This is a genomic window from Microbulbifer variabilis, from assembly GCF_056232115.1.
Genome location: NZ_CP174325.1, coordinates 405,608 through 432,098, shown reverse-complemented (window position 1 = coordinate 432,098; position 26,491 = coordinate 405,608). Strand labels below are relative to the sequence as shown.

General features: G+C 53.4%; 22 protein-coding genes and 3 tRNA genes. 11 read left to right on the top strand and 14 right to left on the bottom strand.

What is annotated here, in order from left to right:
- Nucleotides 1–25 precede the first annotated feature (25 nt).
- From ACJJI7_RS01895 to ACJJI7_RS01880, 4 genes are all read left to right on the top strand, one after another.
- A complete protein-coding gene (locus tag ACJJI7_RS01895) occupies nucleotides 26–832 on the top strand; it encodes an alpha/beta fold hydrolase (RefSeq protein ID WP_020412542.1) in 807 nt (268 codons plus the stop codon).
- Nucleotides 833–973: 141 nt separating this feature from the next.
- Nucleotides 974–2,350 carry a S41 family peptidase gene (locus ACJJI7_RS01890; protein ID WP_444901074.1) on the top strand — a complete coding sequence of 459 codons (1,377 nt, stop codon included), beginning with the start codon at nucleotides 974–976 and terminating at the stop codon, nucleotides 2,348–2,350.
- 418 nt (nucleotides 2,351–2,768) lie between these two features.
- Entirely contained in the window at nucleotides 2,769–3,476 is a 708-nt protein-coding gene (locus tag ACJJI7_RS01885) for a SapC family protein (protein WP_020412544.1), read from the top strand.
- Nucleotides 3,477–3,628: 152 nt separating this feature from the next.
- On the top strand, nucleotides 3,629–4,702 hold the full coding sequence (locus ACJJI7_RS01880; RefSeq protein ID WP_353376012.1) for a sulfite exporter TauE/SafE family protein: 1,074 nt from the start codon (nucleotides 3,629–3,631) through the stop codon (nucleotides 4,700–4,702).
- Between the two features lie 105 nt (nucleotides 4,703–4,807).
- On the opposite strand, the gene ACJJI7_RS01875 is transcribed toward ACJJI7_RS01880, so the two are convergent.
- The 11 genes from ACJJI7_RS01875 to ACJJI7_RS01825 all read right to left on the bottom strand — a co-directional run bounded on the left by ACJJI7_RS01875 (nucleotide 4,808) and on the right by ACJJI7_RS01825 (nucleotide 13,598).
- Nucleotides 4,808–4,882: transfer RNA gene (locus tag ACJJI7_RS01875), tRNA-Gln, on the bottom strand.
- A gap of 39 nt (nucleotides 4,883–4,921) precedes the next feature.
- A tRNA-Met gene (locus ACJJI7_RS01870) sits at nucleotides 4,922–4,998 on the bottom strand.
- 92 nt (nucleotides 4,999–5,090) lie between these two features.
- Nucleotides 5,091–6,044, bottom strand: a complete 954-nt coding sequence (locus ACJJI7_RS01865) for a DMT family transporter (protein WP_020412546.1) — start codon at nucleotides 6,042–6,044, stop codon at nucleotides 5,091–5,093.
- 60 nt (nucleotides 6,045–6,104) lie between these two features.
- Nucleotides 6,105–7,196, bottom strand: a complete 1,092-nt coding sequence (gene ychF, locus ACJJI7_RS01860; RefSeq protein WP_020412547.1) for a redox-regulated ATPase YchF — start codon at nucleotides 7,194–7,196, stop codon at nucleotides 6,105–6,107.
- A gap of 205 nt (nucleotides 7,197–7,401) precedes the next feature.
- On the bottom strand, nucleotides 7,402–7,998 hold the full coding sequence (gene pth, locus ACJJI7_RS01855) for an aminoacyl-tRNA hydrolase (protein WP_282952619.1): 597 nt from the start codon (nucleotides 7,996–7,998) through the stop codon (nucleotides 7,402–7,404).
- 5 nt (nucleotides 7,999–8,003) lie between these two features.
- Nucleotides 8,004–8,630, bottom strand: coding sequence for a 50S ribosomal protein L25/general stress protein Ctc (locus ACJJI7_RS01850; protein ID WP_020412549.1), 627 nt, complete (start codon nucleotides 8,628–8,630; stop codon nucleotides 8,004–8,006).
- A gap of 201 nt (nucleotides 8,631–8,831) precedes the next feature.
- The gene (locus ACJJI7_RS01845; protein ID WP_040628500.1) at nucleotides 8,832–9,761 is read right to left on the bottom strand and encodes a ribose-phosphate pyrophosphokinase; all 930 of its coding nucleotides are present in this window, start codon (nucleotides 9,759–9,761) and stop codon (nucleotides 8,832–8,834) included.
- Between the two features lie 363 nt (nucleotides 9,762–10,124).
- Nucleotides 10,125–10,199: transfer RNA gene (locus tag ACJJI7_RS01840), tRNA-Gln, on the bottom strand.
- Nucleotides 10,200–10,209: 10 nt separating this feature from the next.
- The gene (gene ispE, locus ACJJI7_RS01835; RefSeq protein ID WP_282952620.1) at nucleotides 10,210–11,112 is read right to left on the bottom strand and encodes a 4-(cytidine 5'-diphospho)-2-C-methyl-D-erythritol kinase; all 903 of its coding nucleotides are present in this window, start codon (nucleotides 11,110–11,112) and stop codon (nucleotides 10,210–10,212) included.
- Nucleotides 11,113–11,176: 64 nt separating this feature from the next.
- Nucleotides 11,177–11,818, bottom strand: coding sequence for a lipoprotein insertase outer membrane protein LolB (gene lolB, locus ACJJI7_RS01830; RefSeq protein WP_282952621.1), 642 nt, complete (start codon nucleotides 11,816–11,818; stop codon nucleotides 11,177–11,179).
- Nucleotides 11,802–13,598 carry a tetratricopeptide repeat protein gene (locus ACJJI7_RS01825; RefSeq protein WP_444901075.1) on the bottom strand — a complete coding sequence of 599 codons (1,797 nt, stop codon included), beginning with the start codon at nucleotides 13,596–13,598 and terminating at the stop codon, nucleotides 11,802–11,804. The genes lolB and ACJJI7_RS01825 overlap by 17 nt, the downstream gene beginning before the upstream one ends.
- Nucleotides 13,599–13,834: 236 nt before the next feature.
- On the opposite strand from ACJJI7_RS01825, the gene hemA reads away from it, so the two are divergent.
- Genes hemA through ACJJI7_RS01805 form a run of 4 tightly spaced genes read left to right on the top strand, consistent with a single transcriptional unit; the run spans nucleotide 13,835 to nucleotide 18,011 of the window.
- Nucleotides 13,835–15,112, top strand: a complete 1,278-nt coding sequence (gene hemA, locus ACJJI7_RS01820; RefSeq protein ID WP_444901076.1) for a glutamyl-tRNA reductase — start codon at nucleotides 13,835–13,837, stop codon at nucleotides 15,110–15,112.
- The gene (gene prfA, locus ACJJI7_RS01815; RefSeq protein ID WP_444901077.1) at nucleotides 15,109–16,191 is read left to right on the top strand and encodes a peptide chain release factor 1; all 1,083 of its coding nucleotides are present in this window, start codon (nucleotides 15,109–15,111) and stop codon (nucleotides 16,189–16,191) included. Before hemA ends, prfA begins: the two co-directional genes overlap by 4 nt.
- A gap of 38 nt (nucleotides 16,192–16,229) precedes the next feature.
- Complete coding sequence (gene prmC / locus ACJJI7_RS01810; RefSeq protein WP_020412556.1) at nucleotides 16,230–17,057, top strand: peptide chain release factor N(5)-glutamine methyltransferase; 828 nt, start codon at nucleotides 16,230–16,232, stop codon at nucleotides 17,055–17,057.
- Nucleotides 17,058–17,108: 51 nt separating this feature from the next.
- A complete protein-coding gene (locus ACJJI7_RS01805; protein ID WP_020412557.1) occupies nucleotides 17,109–18,011 on the top strand; it encodes a cation diffusion facilitator family transporter in 903 nt (300 codons plus the stop codon).
- Here the strand turns inward: ACJJI7_RS01805 and ACJJI7_RS01800 are convergent.
- From ACJJI7_RS01800 to ACJJI7_RS01790, 3 genes are all read right to left on the bottom strand, one after another.
- On the bottom strand, nucleotides 18,008–19,501 hold the full coding sequence (locus tag ACJJI7_RS01800) for a succinylglutamate desuccinylase/aspartoacylase family protein (protein WP_020412558.1): 1,494 nt from the start codon (nucleotides 19,499–19,501) through the stop codon (nucleotides 18,008–18,010). The genes ACJJI7_RS01805 and ACJJI7_RS01800 overlap by 4 nt on opposite strands.
- Before the next feature lie 131 nt (nucleotides 19,502–19,632).
- Nucleotides 19,633–21,051, bottom strand: a complete 1,419-nt coding sequence (locus ACJJI7_RS01795) for an MATE family efflux transporter (protein WP_444901078.1) — start codon at nucleotides 21,049–21,051, stop codon at nucleotides 19,633–19,635.
- 155 nt (nucleotides 21,052–21,206) lie between these two features.
- Entirely contained in the window at nucleotides 21,207–21,920 is a 714-nt protein-coding gene (locus ACJJI7_RS01790; RefSeq protein ID WP_026304995.1) for an alpha/beta fold hydrolase, read from the bottom strand.
- A 122-nt stretch (nucleotides 21,921–22,042) separates the two neighbouring features.
- Here ACJJI7_RS01790 and ACJJI7_RS01785 point away from each other — a divergent pair, with 122 nt between their 5' ends.
- From ACJJI7_RS01785 to ACJJI7_RS01775, 3 genes are read left to right on the top strand one after another with little or no spacing between them, the layout of a single operon-like run.
- The gene (locus tag ACJJI7_RS01785; RefSeq protein WP_020412561.1) at nucleotides 22,043–22,672 is read left to right on the top strand and encodes an HvfX family Cu-binding RiPP maturation protein; all 630 of its coding nucleotides are present in this window, start codon (nucleotides 22,043–22,045) and stop codon (nucleotides 22,670–22,672) included.
- Between the two features lie 49 nt (nucleotides 22,673–22,721).
- Entirely contained in the window at nucleotides 22,722–24,239 is a 1,518-nt protein-coding gene (gene rhlB, locus ACJJI7_RS01780; RefSeq protein ID WP_157533416.1) for an ATP-dependent RNA helicase RhlB, read from the top strand.
- Between the two features lie 60 nt (nucleotides 24,240–24,299).
- Nucleotides 24,300–26,300: an acyltransferase family protein gene (locus tag ACJJI7_RS01775; RefSeq protein WP_020412563.1), complete on the top strand. Its 2,001-nt coding sequence runs from the start codon at nucleotides 24,300–24,302 to the stop codon at nucleotides 26,298–26,300.
- Nucleotides 26,301–26,491: the final 191 nt, after the last annotated feature.

Here is a 26,491-nt window from a genome sequence, read left to right as displayed (position 1 = left end):
GAATTTTAATAAATAGGAATTCTATATGCGTGTAGCTCTCTTAATAATGATATTTACTCTGCCGCTAAGTACATTTGTAAATTCAGAGACAATCTCTGTTGGTGAATATCATATTGAATATGAGATCAAAGGCTCTGGTGAGGCCACCTTGTTTCTCGAAGCCGGGGGTTCGGCCGGGATGCAGGATTGGGATTCCATCTATGATGACTTGGCGAAGCATGCACGAGTAATACGTTATTCTCGTGTGGGCAACGGAAAATCAACGGCCATTAAGAAGCATTTTAGCTCTGAGGATTATGCTCAAGGGGCCAGGGCTTTATTGGCGGCTTTGGGGGTTAAAGAGAAAGTTACTTATATTGCGCACTCCTATGGTGCTCATGTAGCCCGAACTTTTGCCGCACGGTATCCTGAAAGAATGGCAGCGTTGATGCTGATAGAGCCTTCTTCCGAGCATGATGTGGATATTATGCGATCGCTGAATTTGGAGTTGGCCGAAGAGCAAATTGCTCAGGTAAAACTGGATGATATGAAGAACGGCATGTCGAATCAGTACCTGGACTTTTGGTCTAAACGCCCTTTACCTGATTATCCACAAATCCCCGATATACCCGTCACAGTAATTGCCTCCATTAAAAAGTATGATAACCCTCCTCTTCTTTTCTTTACTGATGAGGCCCGGGATAGGTGGGGGGAGTTACATTCAAATTGGGCCAAAGCGTTTCCACGGGGTAAAGCTGTTTTGACTGAGAAGAGCTATCACTATCCTCAAAATGATGAGCCCGAAATGGTGGTGAAAGAAGTACTAGCGCTGATTTCCAGAGGTTATAAATAACAGATAAGGATAAATAGGAGGCAAATAAGATCATTTCATACCACTGGTTTCGACAAATTGTTGCCTTGTTAAGTTAGTCTACATTTACCAACTTTTCTAAATGTATAAAATGGGAACCCTAATAAATTTAGGGTTTTTATTGTGCTTAAAGAGATTGCTCTGGCCTTTTCAATTGCTGTTACCACCACCAGCTCTGTATACGCAGATAACGTTAATGAGGTAACAGAAAATTTATCCGATGCAGAAAAACTGTATGGTTTATCTCTCTACTGGAAAGAGGTTAGCTATAACTTCGCTTTCTTCGATCAGGTTCCTGAACTGGACTTTGATGCAAGGTATCAGGAATTTATTCCGCGGGTTTTGGCTACAGAAAACACTTATGAGTATTATCGTGAGCTAAAGCGGCTTAATGCACTCCTGCAAGATGGCCATACCAATATTTATTACCCTAAAGGTATGTCAGCCAAGTACCTGGATTGGCCTGCTGTTCGCTTGGCCGAAGCTGGCCATCAAGCAATAGTTACGGGGGTCGAGAAGGGGGTGGAGTCCGTGATTCCACTTGGCTCTGTTGTCGTTTCGGTAAATGGGCAGGATCTTCAAACCTATTTAAAGGAGCAGGTAATGCCTTATATTGCCAGCTCGACCCAGCATATTCTCTGGAGTACTGCGGTTCGGGATGCCTTGGATGGTAAACCGGATACCACGGCAGAATTCACTATTGAGACTCCAGACGGCAAAGTGAAAGAGGTTCAGGTTAAACGGGATGCGCGTGGGAGGAAGATTGATTACATCTCTATTACACAACCTCAGTCGAATGGCGAGCCATTTGAGCTTAAGTGGCTTGATGATGATATAGCCTATGTAGCTTTAAATACTTTTGAGAAACAGGAGGTTGTTGATCAGTTTAAATCTCACCACGATGAGATTGTTAAGTCCAAAGGGTTGATTATTGATCTGCGCTTTAATAATGGAGGTAACTCTGCTTATGCCGGAGAGATAATCTCTTACTTGGCTGATCGTATTTTACAGGGTTCTGTTTGGAAAACCCCCAAACATATTGCGGCTTATAAAGCTTGGGGATCATTTGCCAATCAGTTCGAGCAATTAGAGAAGTATCGCCCCTATGCAGAAGGCACTATATGGGAGTTTGGTGAAGACTCCGGGGATATAGTTGAGCCCAAATTGGATAGTAACCACATAGTGCCAACCTATGTGTTGATCGGCCGAAATACCGTTTCAGCAGCTGAGGACTTCCTGGTATATGCAGATTCTCTCGAACATTTTACTACTGTGGGTGAGCCAACTTATGGCAGCACGGGGCAACCTATGTTCGTGGACCTCCCAGGAGGTGGTACTTTCAGGGTGTGTACCAAGCGGGATACCTTCCCCGATGGCAGGGAGTTTGTTGGCTATGGTATTAAGCCGGATATCCTGGTTGAGAGTACGCTGGATACGGTGCGCTCTGATAAGGACGAAGTGCTCGAGAGAGCGCTGAACGAGCTTAGGGTTAAGCTTTAATTCCTCCCTGATATGAGCTGGCTCGCGATTATCGATTCCGTTCGACGGTCAGGTTCCTCCCATGTATTTAAGGGAGCCCCTTGCTGTTGTGGATACTGTGCGTCATAGATTTTGAAGGTGCCTGCAACAGGGGCTTTTATCAGAAGGTGCCATTATTGGCTATTTCCCGTTTCTATGGGGGTCTGAAGCCACTATTGGCACTGCTGTCTTGAAAACAGTCTCTATAATCGATTAGTTTTTGCTTTAAGGCATTTACAACAGGCTTTGTTTGCCTGTTGGCTCGCTTACCTGTTTAATGCTGGCTTTGGTTTCCGGCGACGGCGGGAAAGCGTTTGTCATCGTTAGTGCGCCGATAAAGTGGTACGTTAGGGTATCTCTGAAAATTAAGTAACTATAAAAGTAGCTAGGAGTTGTACTTATGGCACAGATTAAAGCTTTGGATAAAAAGGCACATGCCAACCTGAAACTCACCCAAGACATTACTTTTGACCATGTCAGCGGCAACCACATTCTGCCTTTGGTAGTTCAAGAGATTGTTCAGGCGGCCCAGAGCTACCCGATCCTGTTTGTGAAAGATCAGAATACTGAGCAGTTTAAAGTGGTTGCCTTAACTGGTCTGCGTCCGGGGGAGAACCTGTTCTCCGGCTCTGAAGGTTGGAATGGCAGCTATGTTCCTTTGCAAGTTCGCACCTACCCGTTCGTGCTGGTGAAAAATCCGGAAAATGCCGATCAGGCGGTTCTCTGTATCGATGAAGATTCCAATATGCTGAGTGAGTCTGAAGGTGAGCCGTTGTTTGATGGTGAAGGTGAGCAGACTGACTACCTGAAAAACCGTGCCCAGGCAGTGATTGAAACTGCCCAGCGTGTGGCGGTTACCGAGTCGTTTATTGAGTTCCTGGTGTCTAAAGACCTGTTGACCCAGAAAAAACTGACTTTGCGTGTGAGCGAAGATGATAAGCCTTACGATCTGACTGGTTTCTTCGTGGTTGATGAGGAGAAGCTGAACAATCTGTCTGATGAGGACTTCCTTGAGTTGCGTAAGCGCGGTGCTTTGCCGGCTATCTACGCTTCTATGATGTCCTCCATGCAGGTTCAAAGCCTGATTCGCCGGAAGCGTCTGAACTGATCCTGTTCCGCCCGGCAGCTGTGGTTGTCGGGCGGCCTATAGTCGTCAGATTTTCGGGATGTAGTTATCAGCATTCTGTATCCCGCCTTGATCCCTTCTCCTTGTCGTACCACTATTAGCGCCCTCTGACGTTTTAGCTCGCGAATAATAAGATGAAATACCTAGCGCGGCTTTCCCTCCGCTACTGGTTTGCCTGGTTGGCGGTTTTCTACGGGGTGTGGCTGTTTCTGATTGTCCAAGGGGACAATCTGACATTGGCCCTGGAAAACTGGTCTATGGCATTGGCCATGGCGATTGGCAGTTATGCGGCTGGCTCTACGCCGATGGGTGGCGGTACCGTGGGGTTTCCTGTCTTGGTGCTGCTGTTTGATATGCCGGCCAGCCACGGTCGTGATTTCAGCTTTGCTGTGCAATCCATTGGTATGGTCAGTGCGAGCCTCTTCATTCTTTGCCGGCAGCAGCAATTGGCATGGTCCATGTTGCGCGGAGCCCTATTGGGGGCACTCCTGACAACACCCGCAGGAATTCTGCTGTTTGCACCACTGATTCCCGAGCTGTGGGTAAAACTGTCTTTCGCCGTGCTTTGGGGCAGTTTCGGAATATTTCACTTGTACCGACTTAGCGAGATCACCGATTGTGAGCATGCGGGCGACCCTCAGTGCCCAACAGATTTTCGGGTGGGCTTGTTATTGGGGGCCTTTGCAGGTTTCAGTGTTGTGGCAGTCACTGGTGTGGGTGTGGATATGTTGGTCTATGCAGCTCTGGTGCTGTTGAGTCGCGTAGACCTCAAGGTGGCTATCCCTACTTCGGTAGTGATTATGGCGTTTTGCTCTGTGCTCGGGGTACTGGTGAAGTCTTTGGTCGGAGACTGGCAGCCGGGTGTATTTGGCAATTGGCTGGCAGCGGCGCCGGTGGTGGCTCTGGGCGCCCCCCTGGGTGTCTTTGTGGTTGGCCTGATTGGGCGCAAGCCCACGCTTCTGATTGTGGCCTTCCTGTGTGTGGTACAGCTTGGGTGGACCTGTATGTCTGAGGAAGAGGCTATGCGCGGTTATGGTGGTTGGCTGGTGCTGTTGGCGTTACTGATCTGCCTGGCGGGTTTTGAGTGTTTGCGGGCTCTGGGGTTGCGCCGGGAACAGAACAGGCAGTTATCGGCTGGCTGTCAGGATCTGGTGGGTGAGCGTGGTTCAGTGGATACCGACCCGGTGCTTGTACAGGGTCTTAAGTAGTTACTGTTCTAGCTAGATAGAGGCGAATGGAGCTGTACTCTGAAATCAGCACGCTAGTTTTTGATTGCTGCCCTGGACTGGGCCTGAAGAATAAATTTTGGAAGATGGCTGGGGCGGAAGGATTCGAACCTTCGCATGACGGGATCAAAACCCGCTGCCTTACCGCTTGGCTACGCCCCAGTTTCAAGACCCACAAAGAATAGTCTCTGTGGTTTGAAATGGTAGCAAGGGGGAGACTCGAACTCCCGACCTCAGCATTATGAGTGCTGCGCTCTAACCGGCTGAGCTACCTTGCCATTTCTTTTGTTGCCTCGGCCTTACCGAGGGCGCGCATTATTAATCGATGGGCTGGGTGTGTCAACACCTTTTTTGTATTCTTTTCAGTTAGTTAGCGATTTTTTTTATCTGAACCCAGGGGCTTGCTGGGGTGGCGCCCGGAACTGATAGCGGCAAATGCCGAACCCGCTACTACGGCAACGGCGCCAGCCCAGCTGATCCAGTTCAGGGGCTCAACAGCAATATAGTCCGGCCAGATACTACTGATCAGCGTACTGAGCAACAGGGTGATCACTGGCACTAATGACAAGGTAGCGCTGACACTGGATGCCTCCCAATTTGCCAGGGCTTTACTGAAGGCGCCGTATGCGATCAGGGTGTTTGCAGTAAGGAAGGCGAGCAGGGCCCACTCCAGCCAGCCGAGGTGGGAAACCTTCATTGGATCGGCCATTGGCAGGAAGCACAGGGTGCCTGCGATATAAATCACTACCAGTAGGTCCTGAGGTGTTGCCCTGCTCAAGATTTTCTTCTGGAAGAAACCGTACACAGCCCAGGTGACAGCGGCAATCAGGATATAACCAAGCCCGAGCAGATAGTCTCCACCCGCACCACTGGTGAGTTCTTCCAGGCGCTGGTTGAAAAACAGTAGCAGGCCGATCACCACCAGAGCTACACCACCCCATTGGCGAAGGGAAAAACTTTCCCCCAGCCAGAGTACGCTGGAGATAAGCAGAAGCAGGGGCGCCAATTGGATAACCATCTGAGCGGCACCAGGGGTGATGTAATTCAGCCCGCTGGCATAGGCGAGATAGTTTACCAGGAGGCCGATTACAGCCAGCAGTGTGAATGGCAGGAGTATGCGGCTAAATAGTGGTCGCAAGTTTAGTGCGCGCGCCTGGCCGTAATAGAGCCCTGCGAGCAGAGCTGCACCGGCAAAGCGATACCAGGTGGCGGTACCAGGGCTGATATGCCCGAGGAGCCCTTTGAGGGCGATGGGCAGCGTCGCCCACATAAATATGGTGACCAGGGTCAGGGGCAGGCCCACTTTCCAGTTTGATTGCGCCATTGCTTCTACGCTGATGGGAAAAGCCTCCCCTCTGGGGGGAGGCGAAAAAGGGAGAGGGTATTAGACGTTAAAACGGAAGTGGATCACGTCACCATCGGCAACAATGTAATCTTTGCCTTCCAGTCTCCATTTGCCGGATTCCTTTGCGCCAGCCTCACCATTGTTGTTGATAAAATCGCTATAGCTGACCACTTCCGCGCGGATAAAGCCCTTTTCGAAGTCAGTATGGATCTTGCCCGCCGCATTCGGCGCGGTAGCTCCCAGCGGAATGGTCCAGGCGCGCACCTCTTTTACACCGGCGGTGAAGTAGGTATGCAGGCCCAGCAGTTGGTAGCCGGCGCGGATAACACGGTTCAGCCCGGGTTCTTCCATACCCAGTTCTTCCAGGAATTCCTGTCTCTCATCGTCATCCAGCTCGGCAATTTCCGCTTCAAGCTTGTTACAGATTGGCACCAGTACCGCATTCTCTTCGGCGGCGATGGCAGCAACGGCATCCAGGTGTGGATTATTCTCGAAGCCGTCTTCGTGCACGTTGGCGATATACATGGTTGGCTTAACGGTGAGCAAGCTCAGCTCGCGCAGGTCTGCCAGCTCATCCTCGGAAAGGCCGAAGGAGCGCAGTGGTTTGGCTTCATCCAGGTGCGGCTGGATTTTCTCCAGCAGCGCTTTCATCTTGATAGCGTGCTTGTCCTGGCCTTTAGCCGCGCGGGTAAAGCGCTGCAGAGCTTTTTCAACGGTATCCAGGTCGGCGAGGGCCAGTTCGGTGTTGATCACCTCGATGTCAGCAACAGGGTGCACCTGATTGGCCACGTGGATTACGTTGTCATCTTCAAAGCAGCGTACAACGTGGGCGATGGCATCGGTCTCGCGGATATTGGCGAGAAACTTATTGCCCAGGCCTTCGCCCTTGGAGGCGCCCGCAACCAGCCCGGCGATGTCCGTGAACTCCATCGTGGTCGGAATAACTTTCTGTGGCTTAACGATTTCCGCCAGCTTGTCGAGGCGGGTGTCTGGTACCGGCACTACGCCGGCATTGGGCTCGATGGTACAGAAAGGGAAGTTCTCTGCATCGATGCCCGCCTTGGTCAGTGCGTTAAATAAGGTGGATTTGCCCACGTTAGGCAGGCCGACTATACCGCAAGTAAAACCCATGGTGATATTTTTCCGTTTGCCTGAGGCGCGAAGCGCGCACTCTGCTAATTGCGTTTGAAGTCCGGTAGTGATTGCGCTGGCGGAAGTCTGGGCAGGCTGGGTAGCGCGGCCGCTGAATGATCCGGGCCAGTCGGGAAAATACCGGCAATTTGGCGCAGCACACTATCGAGATTTCCGGGGCAAAAGGCAAGCTACCCGGGGGGATCTATTTGGCGGTGTGCAGCGTTTTCATGGCTGAGCCCCAGTCGCCAGTGGCGGCGGTGGGCAGTACGTCGATCGAGCGATCGATGGCATCAGCCAGTGTTTCCTGTTCCGCTCTGGGAGCTCGCTGGAGTACAAACCGGGACACTTCGCTCGAACTGCCAGGGTGGCCGATGCCGAGTCGCAAGCGCATAAAGTTTCGGTTGTTGCCCAGTGCGGCAATGATATCCCTCAGGCCATTGTGTCCGCCGTGACCGCCGCCGGCTTTCAGGCGCGCGATACCGGGGGCGAGGTCCAGCTCATCGTGAGCCACCAGTATGGCTTCCGGGGGAATTTTGAAAAAGTTCGCCAATGGGCCGACAGACTGGCCGCTGCGATTCATATAGGTGGTGGGGATCAGCAACCGGATTTCCCGGCTGCCGATCCGCACACGGCCTGTGAGGCCGTGGTATTTGCTGTCCTGGCTGAGCTGGGTGCCATGTTGGCGGGCCAGCTCGACAACAAAATCAGCACCGGCGTTGTGCCGTGTCCGATCGTATTCCGGCCCGGGGTTTCCCAGGCCGACAATCAACTGGATCGGGGTATCCGGTGCCGCAGCCAAGGCGATTACTCTTCGCCTTCGCCAGCTTCGGCTTCAGCGTCAGCTTCAACGGCGCCGCGAGGCTTGTGGATAGACGCTACAACCAGGTTGTGGTCTTCGCCGTGGCTCAGGTCTGCAGATTCAACGCCTTCTGGCAGTTTCAGGTCGGAGATATGCAGGATGCCATCCAGCTCCAGGTCTGCCAGGTCCACCTCAATGAACTCAGGCAGCTTGCCAGCAGGAGCATTCACTTCCAGCTCGGTCAGGGTATGGGAAACGATACCGCCGGCTTTAACGCCTTTGCTGGTGTCTTCGTTAAGGAAGTGCAGAGGCACTTTAACGTGTACTTTGGTGCTGGCAGAAACGCGCTGGAAATCGATGTGCAGAAGCAGCTGCTTGGCGGGGTGGCGCTGCAGATCGCGCAGGATCACTTTCTCTTCTTTACCATCGATGTCCACGGTCAGCATGGAAGAGAAGAATGCTTCATTTTCCAGGGCCTTGAACAGGTCTTTTTGCAGCAGGGATACGGATTGCGGCTCAGCTTCACCACCGTAAACGATGCCGGGTACACGGCCTTCCAGGCGACGCAGGCGGCGGCTCGCACCTTTCCCTTCATCGCTGCGGGCAATGGCGTTCAGTTTGATATCAGACATGGGTTAAACCTCGGGTTGTCTGTCCAGAGAGACCTGCGACCGGACCGCTCTGGCGTTTGTGTAAATTGGGCTGTTGGGCCCAAAAGTAATCGCCCGGCGGTGCCGGGCGGGCGCGTATTCTACGGGAATCAGAGCCAAAGGCAAAGTGCCCCGCATAGCGGGACACTCTGTGTTTATTTGGTATGCACTCCCATTCCGGCCTTAACGGAACATCGCGGAGAGGGATTCTTCATTGCTGATGCGACGCATGGATTCGGCCAGCATTGCGGACAGGGTCAGCTGGCGAATCTTCGGGGCCTTCTCCATCTTGTCCCCAAGGGGAATGGAGTCGGTCACTACCAGCTCGTCCAGTACGGAGTTGTTCAGGTTACTGATGGCGTTACCGGACAATACCGGGTGGGTACAGTAGGCAACTACCTTCTCTGCACCATGTTCTTTCAGGGCGTTGGCGGCATTGCACAGGGTGCCGGCGGTATCGACCATGTCATCTACCAGCAGGCAGGTGCGGCCGCTGACTTCACCGATGATGTTCATCACTTCTGCGACGTTAGCAGCCGGGCGACGTTTGTCGATAATAGCCAGCTCACAGTCGAGGCTCTTGGCCACTGCGCGAGCGCGCACAACACCGCCGATATCCGGGGATACTACTACCAGGTTCTGGTACTTCTGGCGCTCGATATCGTCGAGCAGTACAGAAGAGCCATATACGTTATCTACGGGCACATCGAAGAAGCCCTGGATCTGTTCAGCGTGCAGGTCGACAGTCAGTACGCGGTCGATGCCCACGCTTACCATCATATCGGCAACTACTTTTGCGGAAATAGGTACACGCTGGGATCTTACGCGGCGATCCTGGCGAGCATATCCGAAGTAAGGTACTACGGCGGTAACGCGGCCAGCAGAGGCGCGGCGCAGGGCATCTACCAGAAGGATCAGCTCCATCAGGTTGCGGTTGGTGGGTTGGCAGGTGGACTGCACAACGAAAACGTCGCGACCGCGTACGTTATCGGTAATTTCAACTGCAATCTCACCGTCGGAGAAGCGCTTAACCGCAGCTTCGCCCAGGGGGATCGCCATATGGTCGACAATTTTCTGTGCCAGTTCCGGGTTTGCGTTGCCGGTAAAGACCATTAAGTCAGCCACTGCGAGTTCCTTTGATTCTGTCTTGATGTGAATTGAAGTGTAGATGCCCGCATTTTCCGCTAGAAGTTGGGATGCGATAGCATCATTTTTATATTCGGGAATGCAGGGGGGAGCGAAGCAAAGTTGGAGTAGATTGCTGGCTTGCCCTGGTCATCCAGGTGATTGCTCTTAGCTTTGGGGAGCCTCCAGGTTGTCGAAAGGTGTTTGCCAAAAAGCTTGCCTGTGACATCTCTGTAAAATTGGGGGGAGGCTGCTCTCAGCCCTATGCGGATGGCCCGGGCCGGCTGGGTCAGTGTCGACTGAGACATGTCGGAACCGGTTTTTGCTTGCGCCACAGCATACAAAAGAAAATGGCTGGGGCGGAAGGATTCGAACCTTCGCATGACGGGATCAAAACCCGCTGCCTTACCGCTTGGCTACGCCCCAGTATTTTTCCTCAATCTCTTGAGGTTAATTTCGCGAGCTTCTGGTGTACAGGTGAAACCTGGATACCATTTGCTATAAAACCCTGCCATTTTCGCGGTAGCCTGGCAAGTGCCGATTTGGCTGCTTGCTCAGTTTGGAAGGCGGTGAAGACACAGCTTCCAGTGCCTGTGAGTTGAGCCGGTGCAAATTGCTCTAGCCACTCTCTGGCATCGCGAACTTCAGGGTAGAGACTCTCAACCAGTGCCTGGCAGTCATTACCGGAAAAAGCTTCCAGTTTTTCACTGCTGAGCGGCGTTTCTGTGAGCTGCCCCTCGCGAAGGGCCGCTAATGTAATTGCGACAGAATCTCTTGTCAAACGCGAATCGTGAAAAATTTTTGCAGTGCTCACTTCGCAACCAGGAGACACCACCAAGTAGTGGCGTTTTTCAGTGATAACAGGAGTTAATTTTTCCCCAACGCCTTCGGCCCAGGCAGTATGTCCGCGGACAAAAAGTGGAATGTCGGCACCGAGTTGGCGGCCCAACTCGGCCAGGGTATCTATAGGCAGGTTGCAGCGCCAAAGATGATTAAGGCCCAATAAAGTAGTGGCTGCGTCACTACTGCCCCCGCCGATACCCCCACCGTGCGGTAGTTTTTTAATCAGACGAATATGTGCACCAGGCAATTTTTCACCGGCAAGCTTGGCTTCCTTTCGAAGAAGCAGGGCAGCCCGGTAAACCAGGTTGTCCCGCTCGGCTACATCCAGTTCACCGGCATCTACGCTGATGACATCATCAGCGCGTGCAGAAAACTCCAGTTCGTCACCGTAGTCGAGTAATTGGAAAAGGGTTTGCAACTCGTGATAGCCGTCGGCACGTCGGCCAAGAATACGCAGGGTCAGGTTCAGTTTTGCGGGGGCGGGTAACTTCAGCATGCGTGGTGGTTGGGTCGGTTAGCTTTGTTTGGCCCATGATACCCGCATGCTGAGGTTTCGGCATTTAAAAACCCCAGTCCTTGATAACCAGGGTTACATTCACAGGTCCGGCGGCGGCGTTGGTTTGTGCCTTGATGCGGGTGGGCAGGGTGAAAGGCCCATTTTGACGATAGTCGCTAAAGCTGAGGGTCCAGCCAGATTGCTGCAGGCTTTGCAACAGTCCCTGATCATTGTGTCTTTCTGCACCCCTGGGCCCGGGAGCAGGCAGACCTCGTACCCAGTAAAACATTTCACTGGCGGGCAGTGGCCAACCCAGGGTTTGCTCAGTGAGTTGGGCTGCGTTGCGCGCGACAACCGGGGCCTCATCACCGCGCACCAAGCTGACGCCGCCTGCGGAGCCGGAAATGACTGTAGTGCCGGCACCAAGCGGGCCACTCAGGTGAATACGAAAGTTTTGCGCACCGCTTTGCTGCCATGTCAGGTTGGCGCTGCCATTATCGGCCGGCGAGCGCACCCCGAGCTTGCCCTTAATCGTCCACTGCTTAAGCTGTGCCACCGATGTGGGTGTTGCAGTTTCTTGTGGGGTATCGGCTGCCGGTTGTTCCTTGGCTTTTTGCCCTGCACAGGCTGACACCAATAGAGCGAGGGTGGCCACCAGTAAAAAATAGAACTTTCGTGTAACGGTGGTTTCAGTTGTCAGATGCATGCTGTTCCAGTGTTTCTTTAATTTGTAAACGCTTCATTGCGGCCGGAATAATTTTGCTCTGGGGGTTGAGCTTCATTCCATCCCTCCAGATTTTTAAAGCTCCTTCACGATCGCCCTGTACCCAGAGCACTTCTCCCAGGTGCGCAGCAATCTCGTGATCGGGTAGTTTGTCCATAGCCTGACGTAAATACTTTTCCGCAGCAGAAAAATTACCGAGACGGTACTGGACCCAACCCATGCTGTCGATAATGGCTGGATCTTCGGGCTCCAGTTTCAGCGCTTTACTGATCAGCTCAAAAGCCTCCTGGAGGCGGGCATCATCATCAATCAGTTTGTAGCCCAGGGCATTGAGTACAGTGGCATTTTCCGGGTCGCGCTCCAGCAAGCTGCGCAGGTCTTGCTCGAAGGCAGTGGCATTGCCAAGTTGGTCGTTGAGAAGTGCACGCGTGTACATCAAACGACCACTGCCACTCATTACTTTTAGTCCCTGCTCAACCCGCTCCAGGGCTTTTAGTGGTTCATCATTTTTTCGCAACAATTCGACCTCCATCAGGAAAAAATGTTCTTCCTGTCGAGGGTGTTGTTGGCGAAGTTTGGTAAACCACTTTTCATTTTCATCATGCTTGCCACTGGTTGCGAGCAGCTTTGTGCCTTTGGTAATGGCTTCCACATAATCGTTGCCGGGCTCCACTTGGCGGAAGTGTTTCACGGCAGTGGCAATCTCTCCTCGCTTTTCGGCCAGGCCGCCAAGATAAAAATGTGCTGCTGATTCGTGTTGTTCCAGCTCCAGAAGTTTATCGAGCAGTGGTTTGGCCAAATCCAGCTGATTGGTTTCGTATTGAATCAGGGCCAGTGACAAGATTAGGTTGCCGTCTTCAGGTCGTTGTTTGACCAGCTCGGCGAATTGCTGGCGCGCCAGTGCAAGGTCTTCGCGTATTAGCAGGCGCGCATATTGGAGGCGCAGGCGAGTCTCATTGGGGTGCACGCTGACCAGTTTTTCCAGGAGCTCAATGGCTTCACGCCGCTTGCCCAGGTCCACCAGCAGATGGCTCTGTAACAGTGGAGCATCCAGTTGGTCTGGATGACTCTCCTGGATACGGCGTACTACTACTAGTGCCTGGTTGTATTGCTCGGTAGCGCGTAGCACCATTGCATGGGCCAGTGCCACTTCGTCGTTGTTTGGGTGCGCCCGCGCCAGCCTGGCAAATTCTGCGCGTATCTGATCGTCGAGCTTTTCACGGCCAATGGCTGTGGCGGCGAGGGATTGCAGCGGTGCTTTGCCTCCCAATTTTAGAGCCTGCTCCGCGTGGACCATGGCCTCTGAGAGTTCTCCTGCAAGAGTTAGCTCAGCAGTGAGCGCCAATTGGGCATCGGCATTGTCTGGTTCCAGCTCAACCCAAAGCTGTGCTGAGCGCAGGGCAGCCTGACGGGCATTCAGGAAACGGGCGATACGTGTGGCTCGTTCGGCGACGCCGGCGTCCTTGGTAACTTCTGCCTGGTGGTAGTAGTTGGCCAGTGCTACATCATACTGTTCACGAATACCGGCAACTTCAGCCACCAGAAGTGTGTAGAAAGTATCGATAGGAAAAGCGCGGGGTTCGCTCTCTGGGGAGGCGTCGGCGCCATCCTCTTTTAGGTTCTGAGCCACTGGTGGTGATTTGGCATCAGTAGCTGCCTCTCGGGGCTGAACCTGGACACAGGCTGCCAGCAGCAGGCAGATGGTCAGAAGCAGGGTGGCCGAGGCATTATGATTTGAATCGGGCTGTCGGGGTGGGAGCATAGATCGTGTCCATACGTTGCTGCGGCGCGTAAGCTGTATACGAGTGGCGTGTTTTAAACGATTATCGCCATATAATTCTAGTCGCGAATCCGCTTCTGGACGCTGGGTCCCGGTCCGCTAAGTCAAATCAGCGCGCAATTAAACCGTCTCCCGACCTTGCAAGCAAAGCGGCGGCCCGTGAAAATGCGCCCCCTATACGGATGATGTACTCCTAGATTTATAGCCGACGGAACTCTATGCCAATTCTTACCCTGGGGATCAACCACGATAGTGCACCGATAGAGGTGCGCGAACGGGTCGCCTTTGCGCCCGAGGTGATGCCCGGTGCCCTGGGGGATGCGCGCAAAGCGCTCGACTGCCGGGAGCTTGCGATTCTATCCACTTGCAACCGCACCGAAATCTACGGGAACCTGGAGGCGGAGCCTCTGTTGCGGTGGTTGGCAGAATACCACCAGATACCGCTCGAACAACTGCGGGGCTGCAGCTATGCCCACACTGGGGAAGCGGCAGTTCGCCACATGATGAGTGTTGCCTGCGGCCTTGACTCACTAGTTCTGGGCGAACCGCAAATCCTTGGCCAGATCAAGTCTGCTTATGCTGTGGCGAGGGAGTCTGGCAGTGTGGGTAGTGAGCTGCACCGGGTATTTCAGCGCGTGTTCACTGTGGCAAAGAAAGTTCGTACCGAAACGGCTATCGGCGAAAACCCGGTGTCTGTGGCCTATGCTGCCGTTTCTCTCGCTTCACGCATTTTTACCGATCTGAAAAAGCAAACCGCACTTTTGATTGGTGCGGGCGAGACAGTAGAGCTGGTTGCGCGTCATTTACTGGATCAGGGCATCAAACAACTCATTGTGGCCAACCGTACCCTCAGTCGTGCGCAGTTGCTGGCAGAGAATTTTGGTGCTGAAGCGATTCTGCTTGCCGATATTCCCGAACATCTTGCCCGCGCGGATATTGTAATTAGCTCTACTGCCAGCCAACTGCCAATTTTGGGTAAGGGAGCAGTGGAGTCGGCTTTGCGCAAGCGTCGTCACAGCCCGATGTTTATGGTGGATATAGCGGTACCGCGGGATATAGAGCCCCAGGCTGGTGAACTCGATGATGTATACCTCTACACCGTAGATGACTTGCGCGGAGTGATTGATGAGGGCATGCGCTCTCGAGAGAGGGCGGCAGAGGCGGCGAGAGAAATTATTGAAGTCGCCGCGGCAGAATTCTCTAAAGAGAGTCGGGCGCTTGGTGCAGTGGATACCATCCGCAGCTATCGACAGCGTGCACAGCAAATCAGCGGTACTGAATTAGAAAGGGTACTCTTGCAACTGGATAAGGGTGAGGATCCTCGCCGCCTGATGGAGCAGTTGGCCCGCTCACTGACAAATAAATTAATCCATGCGCCTACGATCAGCCTCAAAAAAGCGACAGCTGAAGGCGACCTGGAGCGGCTGCGCATTGCCCGCGAAGTGGTTGGGTTGGATGACCTTGCCGATATCGAATCAGAGAAAAAACACAGATGAAAGAATCGCTACTGAATAAACTGGAAAACTTGCAGGAACGTCACGAGGAAGTGTCGGCGCTGCTAGGTGATGCCAGTGTGATTTCCGACCAGGATCAGTTCCGCGAGTTATCGCGGGAATACTCCGAGCTGGAAGAAGTGGTCAAATGTTATGGCCGCTATAAACAGCTTAAAGAAGATATGGCAGCTGCGCAGGAGATGCTCGATGAGAGCGATCAGGAAATGCGTGAAATGGCCCAGGAGGAGCTGCGCGAGGCCGAGGCCCAGGTGGAACCCCTGGAGCGTGATTTGCAGACTTTGCTGCTACCCCGCGACCCCAATGATCGCAAAAATGTCTTTTTGGAAATTCGTGCAGGCACTGGTGGCGACGAGGCGGCAATTTTCTCTGGTGATCTATTTCGCATGTATTCGCGCTACGCGGAGAAGCAGGGCTGGCGTATTGAGATCGTCAGTGAGAATGCCGGCGAGCATGGAGGCTACAAGGAGATTATCACTAGAGTGGCCGGTGAAGACGTGTATGCCAAACTGAAATTTGAGTCCGGTGCTCACCGTGTGCAGCGAGTTCCGGAAACGGAATCCCAGGGGCGTATTCACACCTCCGCCTGCACAGTGGCGGTGATGCCTGAGCCCGATGAGCGCGATGCTATTGAAATAAACAAGGCCGACCTGCGTGTGGATACCTATCGCGCCTCGGGTGCCGGTGGCCAGCATGTAAACAAAACTGACTCCGCTGTGCGCCTGACCCATTTGCCCACCGGAATTGTGGTTGAGTGCCAGGACGAACGCTCTCAGCATAAAAACAAAGCCAAGGCGATGGCGCTTTTACAGGCCAAGCTTTCCAGTGAACAAGAGGCCGCTGCCGCACAGGAAATTTCTGATGCGCGCAGGAGTCTGGTTGGCAGCGGAGATCGCTCCGAACGCATCCGTACTTACAATTATCCCCAGGGGCGGGTGACTGACCACCGTATTGGCCTGACCTTATACAAACTCGATGAGGTGATGCAGGGTGCTCTGGAGGAGGTGATTGGTCCGCTACGCACTGAGCACCAGGCGGACCAGCTGGCAGCTATGGGGCAGTAGTTGAAGTTCAGTGAGACGTTATTGGGTAGAGTTTTCCTATGAGCAGTGTGAAGGGCAATCTCGCCCGTAGTGTTGAACTCACTAATAGCGAGTCGGCTCGTCTCGATATAGAAGTGCTGCTTGCACATATTCTCGGCCGTGAGCGCACCTGGCTCTATACATGGCCAGAATATGAACTCACTACTGCCGAGCAGTATGAGTTTGACGTATTGCTTGTGCGGCGTAAAAACGGCGAGCCGGTTGCACATCTAACCGGTGAGCGGGAGTTCTGGTCGCTCACTTTAAAAGTCGATGCCTCTACCTTGATTCCCCGCCCTGATACCGAGCTGCTGGTGGAAACAGCCCTGGCACTTTGCCCTCAGAGCACACTGCGAGCGCTCGACCTGGGTACCGGTACTGGAGCTATTGCACTGGCGTTAGCTTCTGAAAAACCTGGCTGGCAAATTGTGGCTGCGGAGAAATCTGCAGCGGCGCTGGCACTGGCTGAGAGTAATCGTAAACGGCTTGGCTTCGGCAATGTGCAGGTTTTGGAGAGTCATTGGTTTGCACAATTGCCACCGCAGCACTTTTCATTAATCGTCAGCAATCCCCCATATATTGATGCCGCCGACCCCCATTTAGTAGAAGGGGATGTACGCTTTGAGCCGCGCTCGGCCCTGGTGGCAAAACGGGAGGGGCTGGCAGATATAGAGCTGATTGCTGAGCAAGCCGGAGATTTTCTGGATGAAGATGGCTGGTTGTTGGTAGAGCACGGTTGGCAGCAAGCGGAATCCGTTCGGAAGATTTTTATTGCAGCGGGGTATAGGGATGTTGAAAGTCGCAGGGATTATTCCGGCTGGGAGAGAATAACGTTGGGTCGGAAGTAGCTGTGGCCCGGCACTAAAAAATAGTCTGGAGGACTGATAGGGAGGGAGTCTATGCACGATCACGTCCACCACCGCAACGGCAATGGTGCATTGCGCCCACTCGTTATTGCCTTGCTTCTCACACTGAGCTTTTCAATTGTTGAGGCCATCGGAGGATGGCTGTCGGGTTCCCTTGCTCTGCTCGGGGATGCCGCCCACATGCTCACAGATACATTTGCCCTGGCGCTTGGAGCTATTGCCGCGGTGCTGGCGAAGAAGCCTGCGGACCGTGAGTTGTCTTTTGGCTGGGGGCGTGCAGAAGTACTGGCGGCAGTGACCAATGGTCTGATTATGCTGCTGATTGTCGTGGGAATTTCCTTTATGGCCATCAACCGCTTGCGTAACCCGCAGCCGGTACACGGTAGCACCGTGATGCTGATAGCTACAGCAGGCCTATTGATCAATATCCTGGCGGCCTGGGTATTGTTACGGGGGGAGCGCACGCTCAATATTCGCGGCGCACTGCTACATGTGATGGGAGATATGCTGGGCTCAATAGCAGCTTTAGCGTCGGGGGCAGTGATTTATTTCACTGGCTGGGTGCCGATTGACCCTTTGTTGTCGCTGCTGATCTGCTTCCTGATTCTGATTTCATGTGTGCGCCTGCTGCGCGATGCTGTAGATGTTTTGATGGAAAGGGTGCCGCGTGAACTGAGCCTGCCAACAGTGGGGGAGACCCTCGTGCAGGTTACCGGAGTGCGTTCAGTGCACGACTTGCATATCTGGCGGCTGGACTCCAGTACCATCTCTCTTTCGGCGCATATTGTGGTGGATGATCTGCAGGCTTGGCCGGCGGTGTTGGAGCGCTTGCGGGAGACCCTGATCAAGCGCTTTGGTATTGATCATATTACCCTGCAGCCGGAGCCTATAGCGCAGGAAAGTATCACTATTATCGATAATGTCAGCGGCGCTTAGTCCTCTTCGCCCCGCAACTTCGCTGGGTTTTCAGTAGAGGGGGCAGCTGCTGAAGCTTTGCTGGCTTTGTTGTGGGTGTTTTCCTTGGCAGGCCCTTCCGCGACAACTTCCTGAGGCTGGCTGATCTGCTCCTGAGGGGCCTGGATGCCGATATGGTAGGCGGCGAATCCGGGCTGCACTACCTGGTCCAGAGCCATACCAAGTACTCTTCCGTCGTGCTCTGAACGTATCTCGGTACGCACATTGGTAATGGGGTTGGTGACTGTACCTAGCAGGTCTCCTTTGCGTACGAACTCACCCAGCTGAACTTCACTGAAAATAATGCCGCCATTGGAGGACCGCTGCCAGGTGGAGTTGTAATACACGGGCTCAGGATCCCCCCACAGGCGGAACTTACTTACCATTCCCAGCTGGTTAAGCAGGGTGCGAATACCTTTCACACTGTGGCTGACAGAGCGTTCATCCAGGACCATGGGTGCGCCGGCTTCCAGGGTCACTGTGGGGATGCCCGCCTCCACGGCTGCTCGGCGCAGTGTGCCCTTGGCCCCGGCACTGTGCAGTACCACGGTAGAGCCAAAGCCCTTGGTCATTTTTACAATTTTTGGATTGGTCAGGTCGCCGCGTAACTGGGGCAGGTTGGTGCGGTAAAAGGAACCTGTGTGCAGATCAACCACTGCATTACAGTGGGTGATCACTTCGTGAAAAAAAGAATTTGCAATGCGAGAAGCGGAGGAGCCATTGGGATCACCGGGAAAATGCCTGTTGAGGTCGCGGCGATCCGTGAGATAGCGGGAGCTGCGGTGGAAACCCTGTAAATTGACAATAGGTACCCCAATAACCGCACCGTTTAGCTGCTCAGCATCCAGGTCATACATAACCCTGCGCACTGTTTCGACACCATTTAGTTCATCTCCGTGAACCGCAGCGGTAAGGCAGAGTACCGGTCCGGGCTTTGCTCCATTGACCACGAGTACAGCAGTAGGGCTGTAAACCCCCTCAAAATGCTGGCTGGGTGACCAAGCCAGGCGAGTGGAGGTGGCTGGAGGTACCTCGGCGCCGAGCAGGCGAAGGGGTTTGGCCTTTTCTACCTCTATGGAAATATTTCCCTGGGAGCTTGGGGTTGCCTTGGATACTGGCTGAGCAGAGGGGTTGGTTTCCGGCTCTTTCTTGGTGGTGGGGGTAACTTCGAGCTCGCCGATTGGTTGATCCAGCTGCAGATTCTCTGCCTGTGGCAGAGGTTGCTGCTCCGCGCTTTTCTCATTCCCTGTAGTTGCCGGTACAGTTTCTGTACTGTTGTCGTCATCACTGGCTCCTGTCGGTGGGCCTAGCTCTGAGATAACTGGCTGATCCAGCTGTAAGTTTTCCGCTTTGGGCACGGCCTGCTCCTGTCCCTTATCACCCTCACTCAGGGCTGTGGCCTGGGTCGAGGTAAAAAATAGGGCGAGGCTAAGCAGGCGGTGCGGCCTGGTCAGGGAGAGGCGCAAAATCATTCGGTACTCCGGTCAACTTCGTATGGCGGGCTGTGCTGATTATTGGCTGGTGTTCAGCACGCTTGGGGACTTGGAGCGCCAGTATAGTCAAAGCGTTCCCTGAGAATGTGATACATCGCCAACTACAGGGGCTATCTAGCGCGTGCTATCGCTACACGGCTGGTATGCCTAAATCGTAGTATCAGTAAAACTGAAGCGGTTCCGAGGCCAATACACACACCGGTCCAGTAGCCGTAAACACCCCAGAAATTTTCTCCCAGCCAGTAGGCGCTGGGGAGGCCAACCAACCAGTAGGAGAAAAGTTGGACATACATGGGAACCCTGGTGTCTTTGTAACCCCGAAGTGCTCCCCAAGTCATAGCTTGGACGACATCCACCAACTGGAAAGCGGCGCAGAGCAACAGCAGGTTTGTGGCTACAGCGATAATTTCCGCATTATCTGTGTAGGCTTGTACAAACAGGCTGCGCAGAGTAATTAACAGCAAACCGGTCCCCAAGGCATAGATTACACCGGTACCGATGCCCACTTTGCCAGTAAACATCGCCCGCTTTGGGCGGTCCTGGCCGAGAAGATGCGCTGTTCGAATGCTAAGTGCTTGCGCTAGTGCCAGTGCCACCAGGTAAAAAATCGAGCCGATATTCATGCTGATCTGGTGGGCAGCTACGATGGCTGCACCATAGGGGGCCAGTAAAACTGTCAAGCTTGCGAAGAATGTTACCTCGCCAGCAGCGCCCACGCACACAGGCAGGCCTACCGCGAGCAAATGACGCAGGGTTGGCCAATGGGGTTTATCAGGTATTAACCTGAGCTTTAAGGAGTGATAAACCGGATCATTACCTGCATGCCAGAACAGTGCCAGGGCAATAAGACAGCTGACTGCAGCGGTGGCCCAACCACAACCAGCGCCGCCCATGGCGGGAATGGGGCCAGCACCAAACACAAAGAGGATATCCAGCGGAATATTAAGCAGGGCGGCAGCTAAATAGATGCGCATGACCGGGCGCACCTGCCCCATACCCTCGCAGTAACCGCGCAGTGCGGTGCCCAGGGCAAATGGTAGCGTGCCGGCGGTGAGAGCCAGAATATAGCCCTCTAAAACCTGGCGAACTGGTTCTTCCGTATCAATCCACTGGCTCCATATGGGGACCGCAAGCAGCGCGAGAAGTACGAGTATCCCGCCAATAAGGGCAATCCACAGGGCTTGGTGCAGTTGCTTGGCACAGCCTTCTTCATCTCTTCCGCCGCGTAGGTGGGCAACTGCTGGGGATACTGCGGCAAGAAGACCGATCAGGGTTACAGCGCATACTGCCCAGATGCTGGAGCCGAGCGCCAAGCCCGCCAGGTTCACCTCACCAGCGCGGCCGGCAACAATAGTATCCACAACCCCCATACTCACTACCGCCAGGTTACTGACCACTAGTGGTCCCCCCAGCGTAGTCAGGTGGGATAATTCGGTGGAGATGGCGCGTCGATAAAGCTTAAACAATGGGTGAACCAGATTTCTTGGAATAGTGCCTGTGGATAACTGTGAGATACCAGCCAATTCCACCAGAAGACTGTGGCAATACAGTTTTTATCGAATTGACCGGCTTTGCCAAATGGCCTTAAAGGCTAGGTGGGGGGCTGAAAGGGAAGTACAGCACAGGTAACCCGTCGCCAAAAAGGTCGCTTATTCTACGGTGAAATCTGTTCTTCGCCCAGCGGTTAGGAGGGGATTTCCTGCAATAGTTTGGCGACTGTTTGCGCCGCATTGATGATACAGCCATGGCTCTCGGCAATTTCAAGGTAATGCCACCCGGGGATTTTGCGTGCCTGTTCGCCACTGATGTTGGCAGGGGGGTAATAAGGCTTGGTGCAACGAATATATGTACAAGGCGGCCCTTGTGCCGGGGCTTGGCTCAGTTGGATTGGGTCCAGGTAGGTTTTTACCGGGTGTGGTGTCATATGCCTACGCAGCCAGTTTAGCTCCTGTGACTTCTTAATCCCCATCAACCTCGGGTCCATCGGCATAAAGCAGCGAGTACCTTGAGTCTCTTTTGCCGCGGCTAACCGCCGGGAGCGTATTTTTTCTGGCAGCTGTTCAGCAAAAGCGTGGCCGGGTAGTGGAATAGCGCCATCCAGGTAGACCAGGCGGCGAATACGTTGCGGCATGGCATCTGCGGCACCAGTAGCGGCCATGCCGCCAAAGCTGTGGCCTACCAGGATAACCTGTTCCAGCTCCTCGAATTCAATCACATTTACCAGGTCCTGGATAAACGTATCCATCCCTATGGATGGGGATAGCAAATGGTGTCGTTCGCCTAAACCTGTCTGCGTGGGGGTGAAAACCCGGTGCCCGGCGGTTATCAGGTGCTGTACTACGCGGGCCCAGCACCAGCCCCCGAGGAACATACCGTGGACAAGTACATAGGTGTTCACCCAACTGTCCTCATATTGCCATTGAAGGAACAAGCATAGTTGGCTGTGGCAGGGACTCTCTTGTAAGAGATGCCGTATTCGCTCGACTAAAGTGAACAAATACAGCAAAGAGAGTGATGATAATGAGTGGTGCGATGAATACCCTGAGCAACTGGTACGGTTGCTTTTTGCATTTCGTGCACAAGATTGACTGGCTTGGGCCTCTAGCGTTACGAATCTACCTGGCACCCATATTTATTTTGGCCGGGCTCAACAAAATGGGCAGTATTGATGAGGTGGCTGCGTGGTTTGGCAATCCTGACTGGGGCCTGGGCCTGCCGGCGCCAATGTTTATGGCTTGGGCAGCGGCGCTGATTGAATTCTTTGGTGGTATTGCCATTCTGTTTGGCTTTGCTACCCGAGTGGTGGCGATTCCACTGATGTTTGTAATGGCAGTGGCTGCGATCACCGCGCACTGGGAGAATGGTTGGTCGGCCCTGCCGGATAAGACGTTAGTGGCTCCTTGGGAATGGCGTGAGGATTTGATTGATGAGGCCATTACCCGTAAGGAAAGGGCGGTTGAGCTGTTGAAGGAGCATGGTAATTATCAATGGTTATCCGAGGCGGGCAGTATCACTGTCCTGAAGAACGGTATTGAATTCTCCGCAACCTATTTCATTATGTTGTTGGCGCTGCTCTGCAGCGGGGCCGGGCGCTTTGCCAGCCTTGATTATTGGCTGTGCCGCCATTTTAGCAGGCGGGAATCCGTCTAGAGTGATGGTATACTCGCCGATTATTTGAACATTTGAGCGAGTATTTCACTTGATAGGAAAGTTGTTCCGTCGTTCCTCCTCTAAAGAGGATAAGAGCCCACGCCAGGGAGATGAGCGCTCCAAGCGCCGCAAAGATGACCAGAATCCAGCGGATCGCGCCTCAAAAGGCCATTCTGCTCGGGACAAGTCTGGTCAGGGCGAGGGTAGGTCGCGCCGGAGCGGCGGTAAAGCTTCCCACAAGGGGCGCCAGCGCAGTCGCAAACCCAAGGTGGAGATTGCGGTGACACCTTGGTCACTGGATGACTTCCAGGTTCCTGAACAAGAGGGCAAGGTACGCTTTCACGATCTGGGTTTGCCCCCGGAACTGATGCGGGGAATTCACGACCTGGGCTTCCAGTATTGCTCCCCTATCCAGGGGCGCTCCCTGCCGCATACTCTGAATGGTCACGATTTAGTCGGTAAGGCGCAGACGGGTACTGGTAAAACGGCGGCCTTTCTGATTACTGTCATTGAAGACTTACTTCGCCACCCCTTCGAAGGCGAGCGCTATGCCGGTGAGGCCCGTTCACTGATTATTGCACCTACGCGTGAATTGGTGATGCAGATCGCTGATGACGCCAAGGCCCTGTGTAAGTACACGGGCCTGGAAATCCATACCCTGGTTGGTGGTATGGATTACGACAAACAGCAGCGCAACCTGAATGAGCGTTTGGTGGATATCCTGGTTGCCACGCCTGGGCGCCTGCTGGACTTTGTCGGTAATCGCGATTGTTATCTGGACCAGGTAGAAGTCCTGGTAATCGATGAGGCGGATCGCATGCTGGATATGGGATTTATCCCCCAGGTTCGTAGAATTGTGCGCCAAACTCCCCGCAAAACTCATCGCCAGACGATGTTTTTTTCTGCCACTTTCACGCCCGAGGTGGATGCACTGGTTGAGCAGTGGACCGATGATCCGGTAATTGTGGAAATCGAGCCTGAGCGGGTTGCCACAGACAGTGTGGAGCAGCATGTATACCTGGCCGCTAGTGAGGAAAAATATGCGCTGCTTTACAACATCCTACAGCGCGAGGAAGTCGATAGTCTGATTGTATTCGCCAACCGCCGCGACCAGTGCCGACGACTGCACGAACATCTCCTTGCCCACGGTATTGCTGCTGGTTTGCTCTCAGGGGAAGTCGCACAGAACAAACGTGTGCGCACCCTTGACGACTTTAAGTCGGGCAAGACCAAAGTCCTTGTGGCAACAGATGTTGCCGGACGTGGTATCCATATCGATGGTATCAGTCATGTGGTGAATTTCACTCTACCGGAGGAGCCGGAAGATTACGTGCACCGAATTGGTCGTACAGGCCGGGCGGGCAAAACAGGTACCTCTATCAGCTTTGCCTGTGAAGATGATGCCATGCGCCTTGAGCCGATTGAGCAACTGTTGGGCCAAAAGTTGAAATGTGAAGTGCCGCCGGAGGAACTATTGGTAGAGCCCCCGCGAGTGAAAATTCAGCGAAGCCGTGAGGATAGAGGTAGCCGCAGTAGCGGAGGTCACCGTCGCCACCGCCGGCATTAAGGCGTTAAAACCCAATACAAAGCATATCTATCGATACTGAGAGTTAGTGGTTCCAAGGTTTTGAGTAGTATTGGTTATCGACGCGATATCGACGGGTTGCGCGCTTTAGCGGTTCTGCCGGTAGTTTTTGCCCATGCAGGGCTAGAAGGGTTTTCAGGTGGATTCGTCGGTGTCGATGTTTTCTTTGTGATATCCGGCTACCTGATTACCAGTATCCTGGTGAGGGAGGTTGAGGCAGGTAGCTTCTCCCTGGCAAATTTTTACGAACGGCGCGCCCGTCGCATCCTACCTGCCCTTTTTGCTGTCTTAATAACAACGATTGCGGTGGGGTGGTTTGTTTTACCGCCGGAGCCTCTGAAAGAGCTTGCTCAATCGGTGCTCGCTACAGTCCTGTTCGTCTCGAATATATGGTTTTGGCAGAGCACAGAGGATTATTTTGGGGCTGGCGCAGATTGGCAGCCTCTCCTGCATACCTGGTCCCTCTCGGTTGAAGAGCAATTTTACCTGGGTTTCCCTCTTTTAATATGTCTCTTGGCTGCCCGAGGGCGCGGCCCGATGTGGCTTGTTGTGGCGGGAATATCACTGCTTTCTCTCGGCCTTTCAATCTGGGCCACCAGTGCACAACCTTTTGCTAATTACTTCCTTACTCCAACTCGGATATGGGAGTTGGGGATTGGAGCGTTAGTAGCACTGGGAGCATTTCCGAATGTGAAGCGGGCTTGGCTTCTGGAGCTGGCAGGGGCGCTCGGCACCTTAATGATCCTCACCAGCGTGTTTTTATTTGATGCCTCTACTCCCTTCCCGGGTGTTGCCGCTTTATTGCCTTGTGTGGGCACTGCCACGCTGATCTGGGCCGGCAGTCAGCGACTAACAGTGGCCGGCTTTCTTCTATCGTCGCGGCTTCTGGTTTCGGTAGGCTTGATTTCCTACTCTCTATACCTTTGGCACTGGCCTGTGTTGGTTTTGTTTAGGTTTTTAAATGGCTCGGCTGAGCTTCCATTTGAAATAGCCATAAAGGCAATCCTGGTGTCGGGGGGGCTTGCCTGGGTGAGCTGGAAGTTTGTGGAAGCACCTTTTCGCCAGCCCTCCGCGCGAGGGGTATCAAAACGTGGCCTGGCAAACACTTTCGGTGTAATGGCGATGCTGATCGTTTCTGTCTCCCTGGTAATCAATGTCAAAAAGGGTGTGCCTTCCCGTCTTCCCGAGCCATTATTTGCCACCTATCAAAATGCCAAAGAACGAACGTCTAAAGAGCGTCGTTGTATGGAGCGTTTACCTGAAGAAGGGCTCTGTGAATTGGGTGAGGCGAGCAGTGGAGCCTCAGTGGATTACCTGCTCTGGGGGGATTCCCATGCAGGTGCGTTTCTGCCTGGTTTTGAGCACTGGCTGAAAGTAAAGGGTTATCGCGGTATTGTGGCTGCAAAATCTGCCTGTGCGCCACTCCTTGGTATTGTTCGTCTAGAGATGGGCGCTATGCATGGATGCGATACTTTTAATGCCCAAATAATGGAGATGCTGGAACAGCGAAAGGATGTGAAGACCGTAGTTTTAGTGGCGCGGTGGGCGCTGGTAGTGGAGGGGAGTCGTTCCGCCGGTGAAAGTGGCCCGCCGGCAGTAATGGGGTTGGCAAAGACGGCATATGAAAAGCCCTCTTCTGGAGGAGCTTCTGTGAATAATTTTGAGCTGGTTGCCCAAGGTCTCCATCAGACTGTTGCTCGTATCCGTGCGAGTGGGCGTGAGGTAATAATTGTAGAGGGGATCCCTGAAATTTCTTTTTCTGTTCCGCTTGCCATCGCCAGCGCCGAATTTATCGGCGCACAACTGCAGGGCGCTCCGACCAAGAGAGATGTAGAAGAGCGTAATAAGAGAGTTACAAGAATCTTTAATAGTCTGGGAAAGGAGTTCCAGATAGAGCGCGTAAGCTTGGTGCCAGAATTATGTCCATCTCGATGCCAGATTCAGGTTGATGGGGAGCCCCTGTATCGTGATGATGATCACCTGAGCACTTTTGGCTCAATACGCTTGGTCCCGCAGATGATGGATAGTATCCCCAATGGTTAGGCCTTGATGCCCGCTAGTAATAAAGTTACTGCTGTCATGAGTCTACAGAGATACTGTCTCATCGGCGGGTAGGATTAGCATTGGGATAATAGCTGTGCGTCTTCAGCCCTCTTCAATCATTTAAGTTTGTTTTTGAATTAAATTGGATACTGTTGCTCCAATAACACACAGGGTGCAGTTGACCCTGGGGC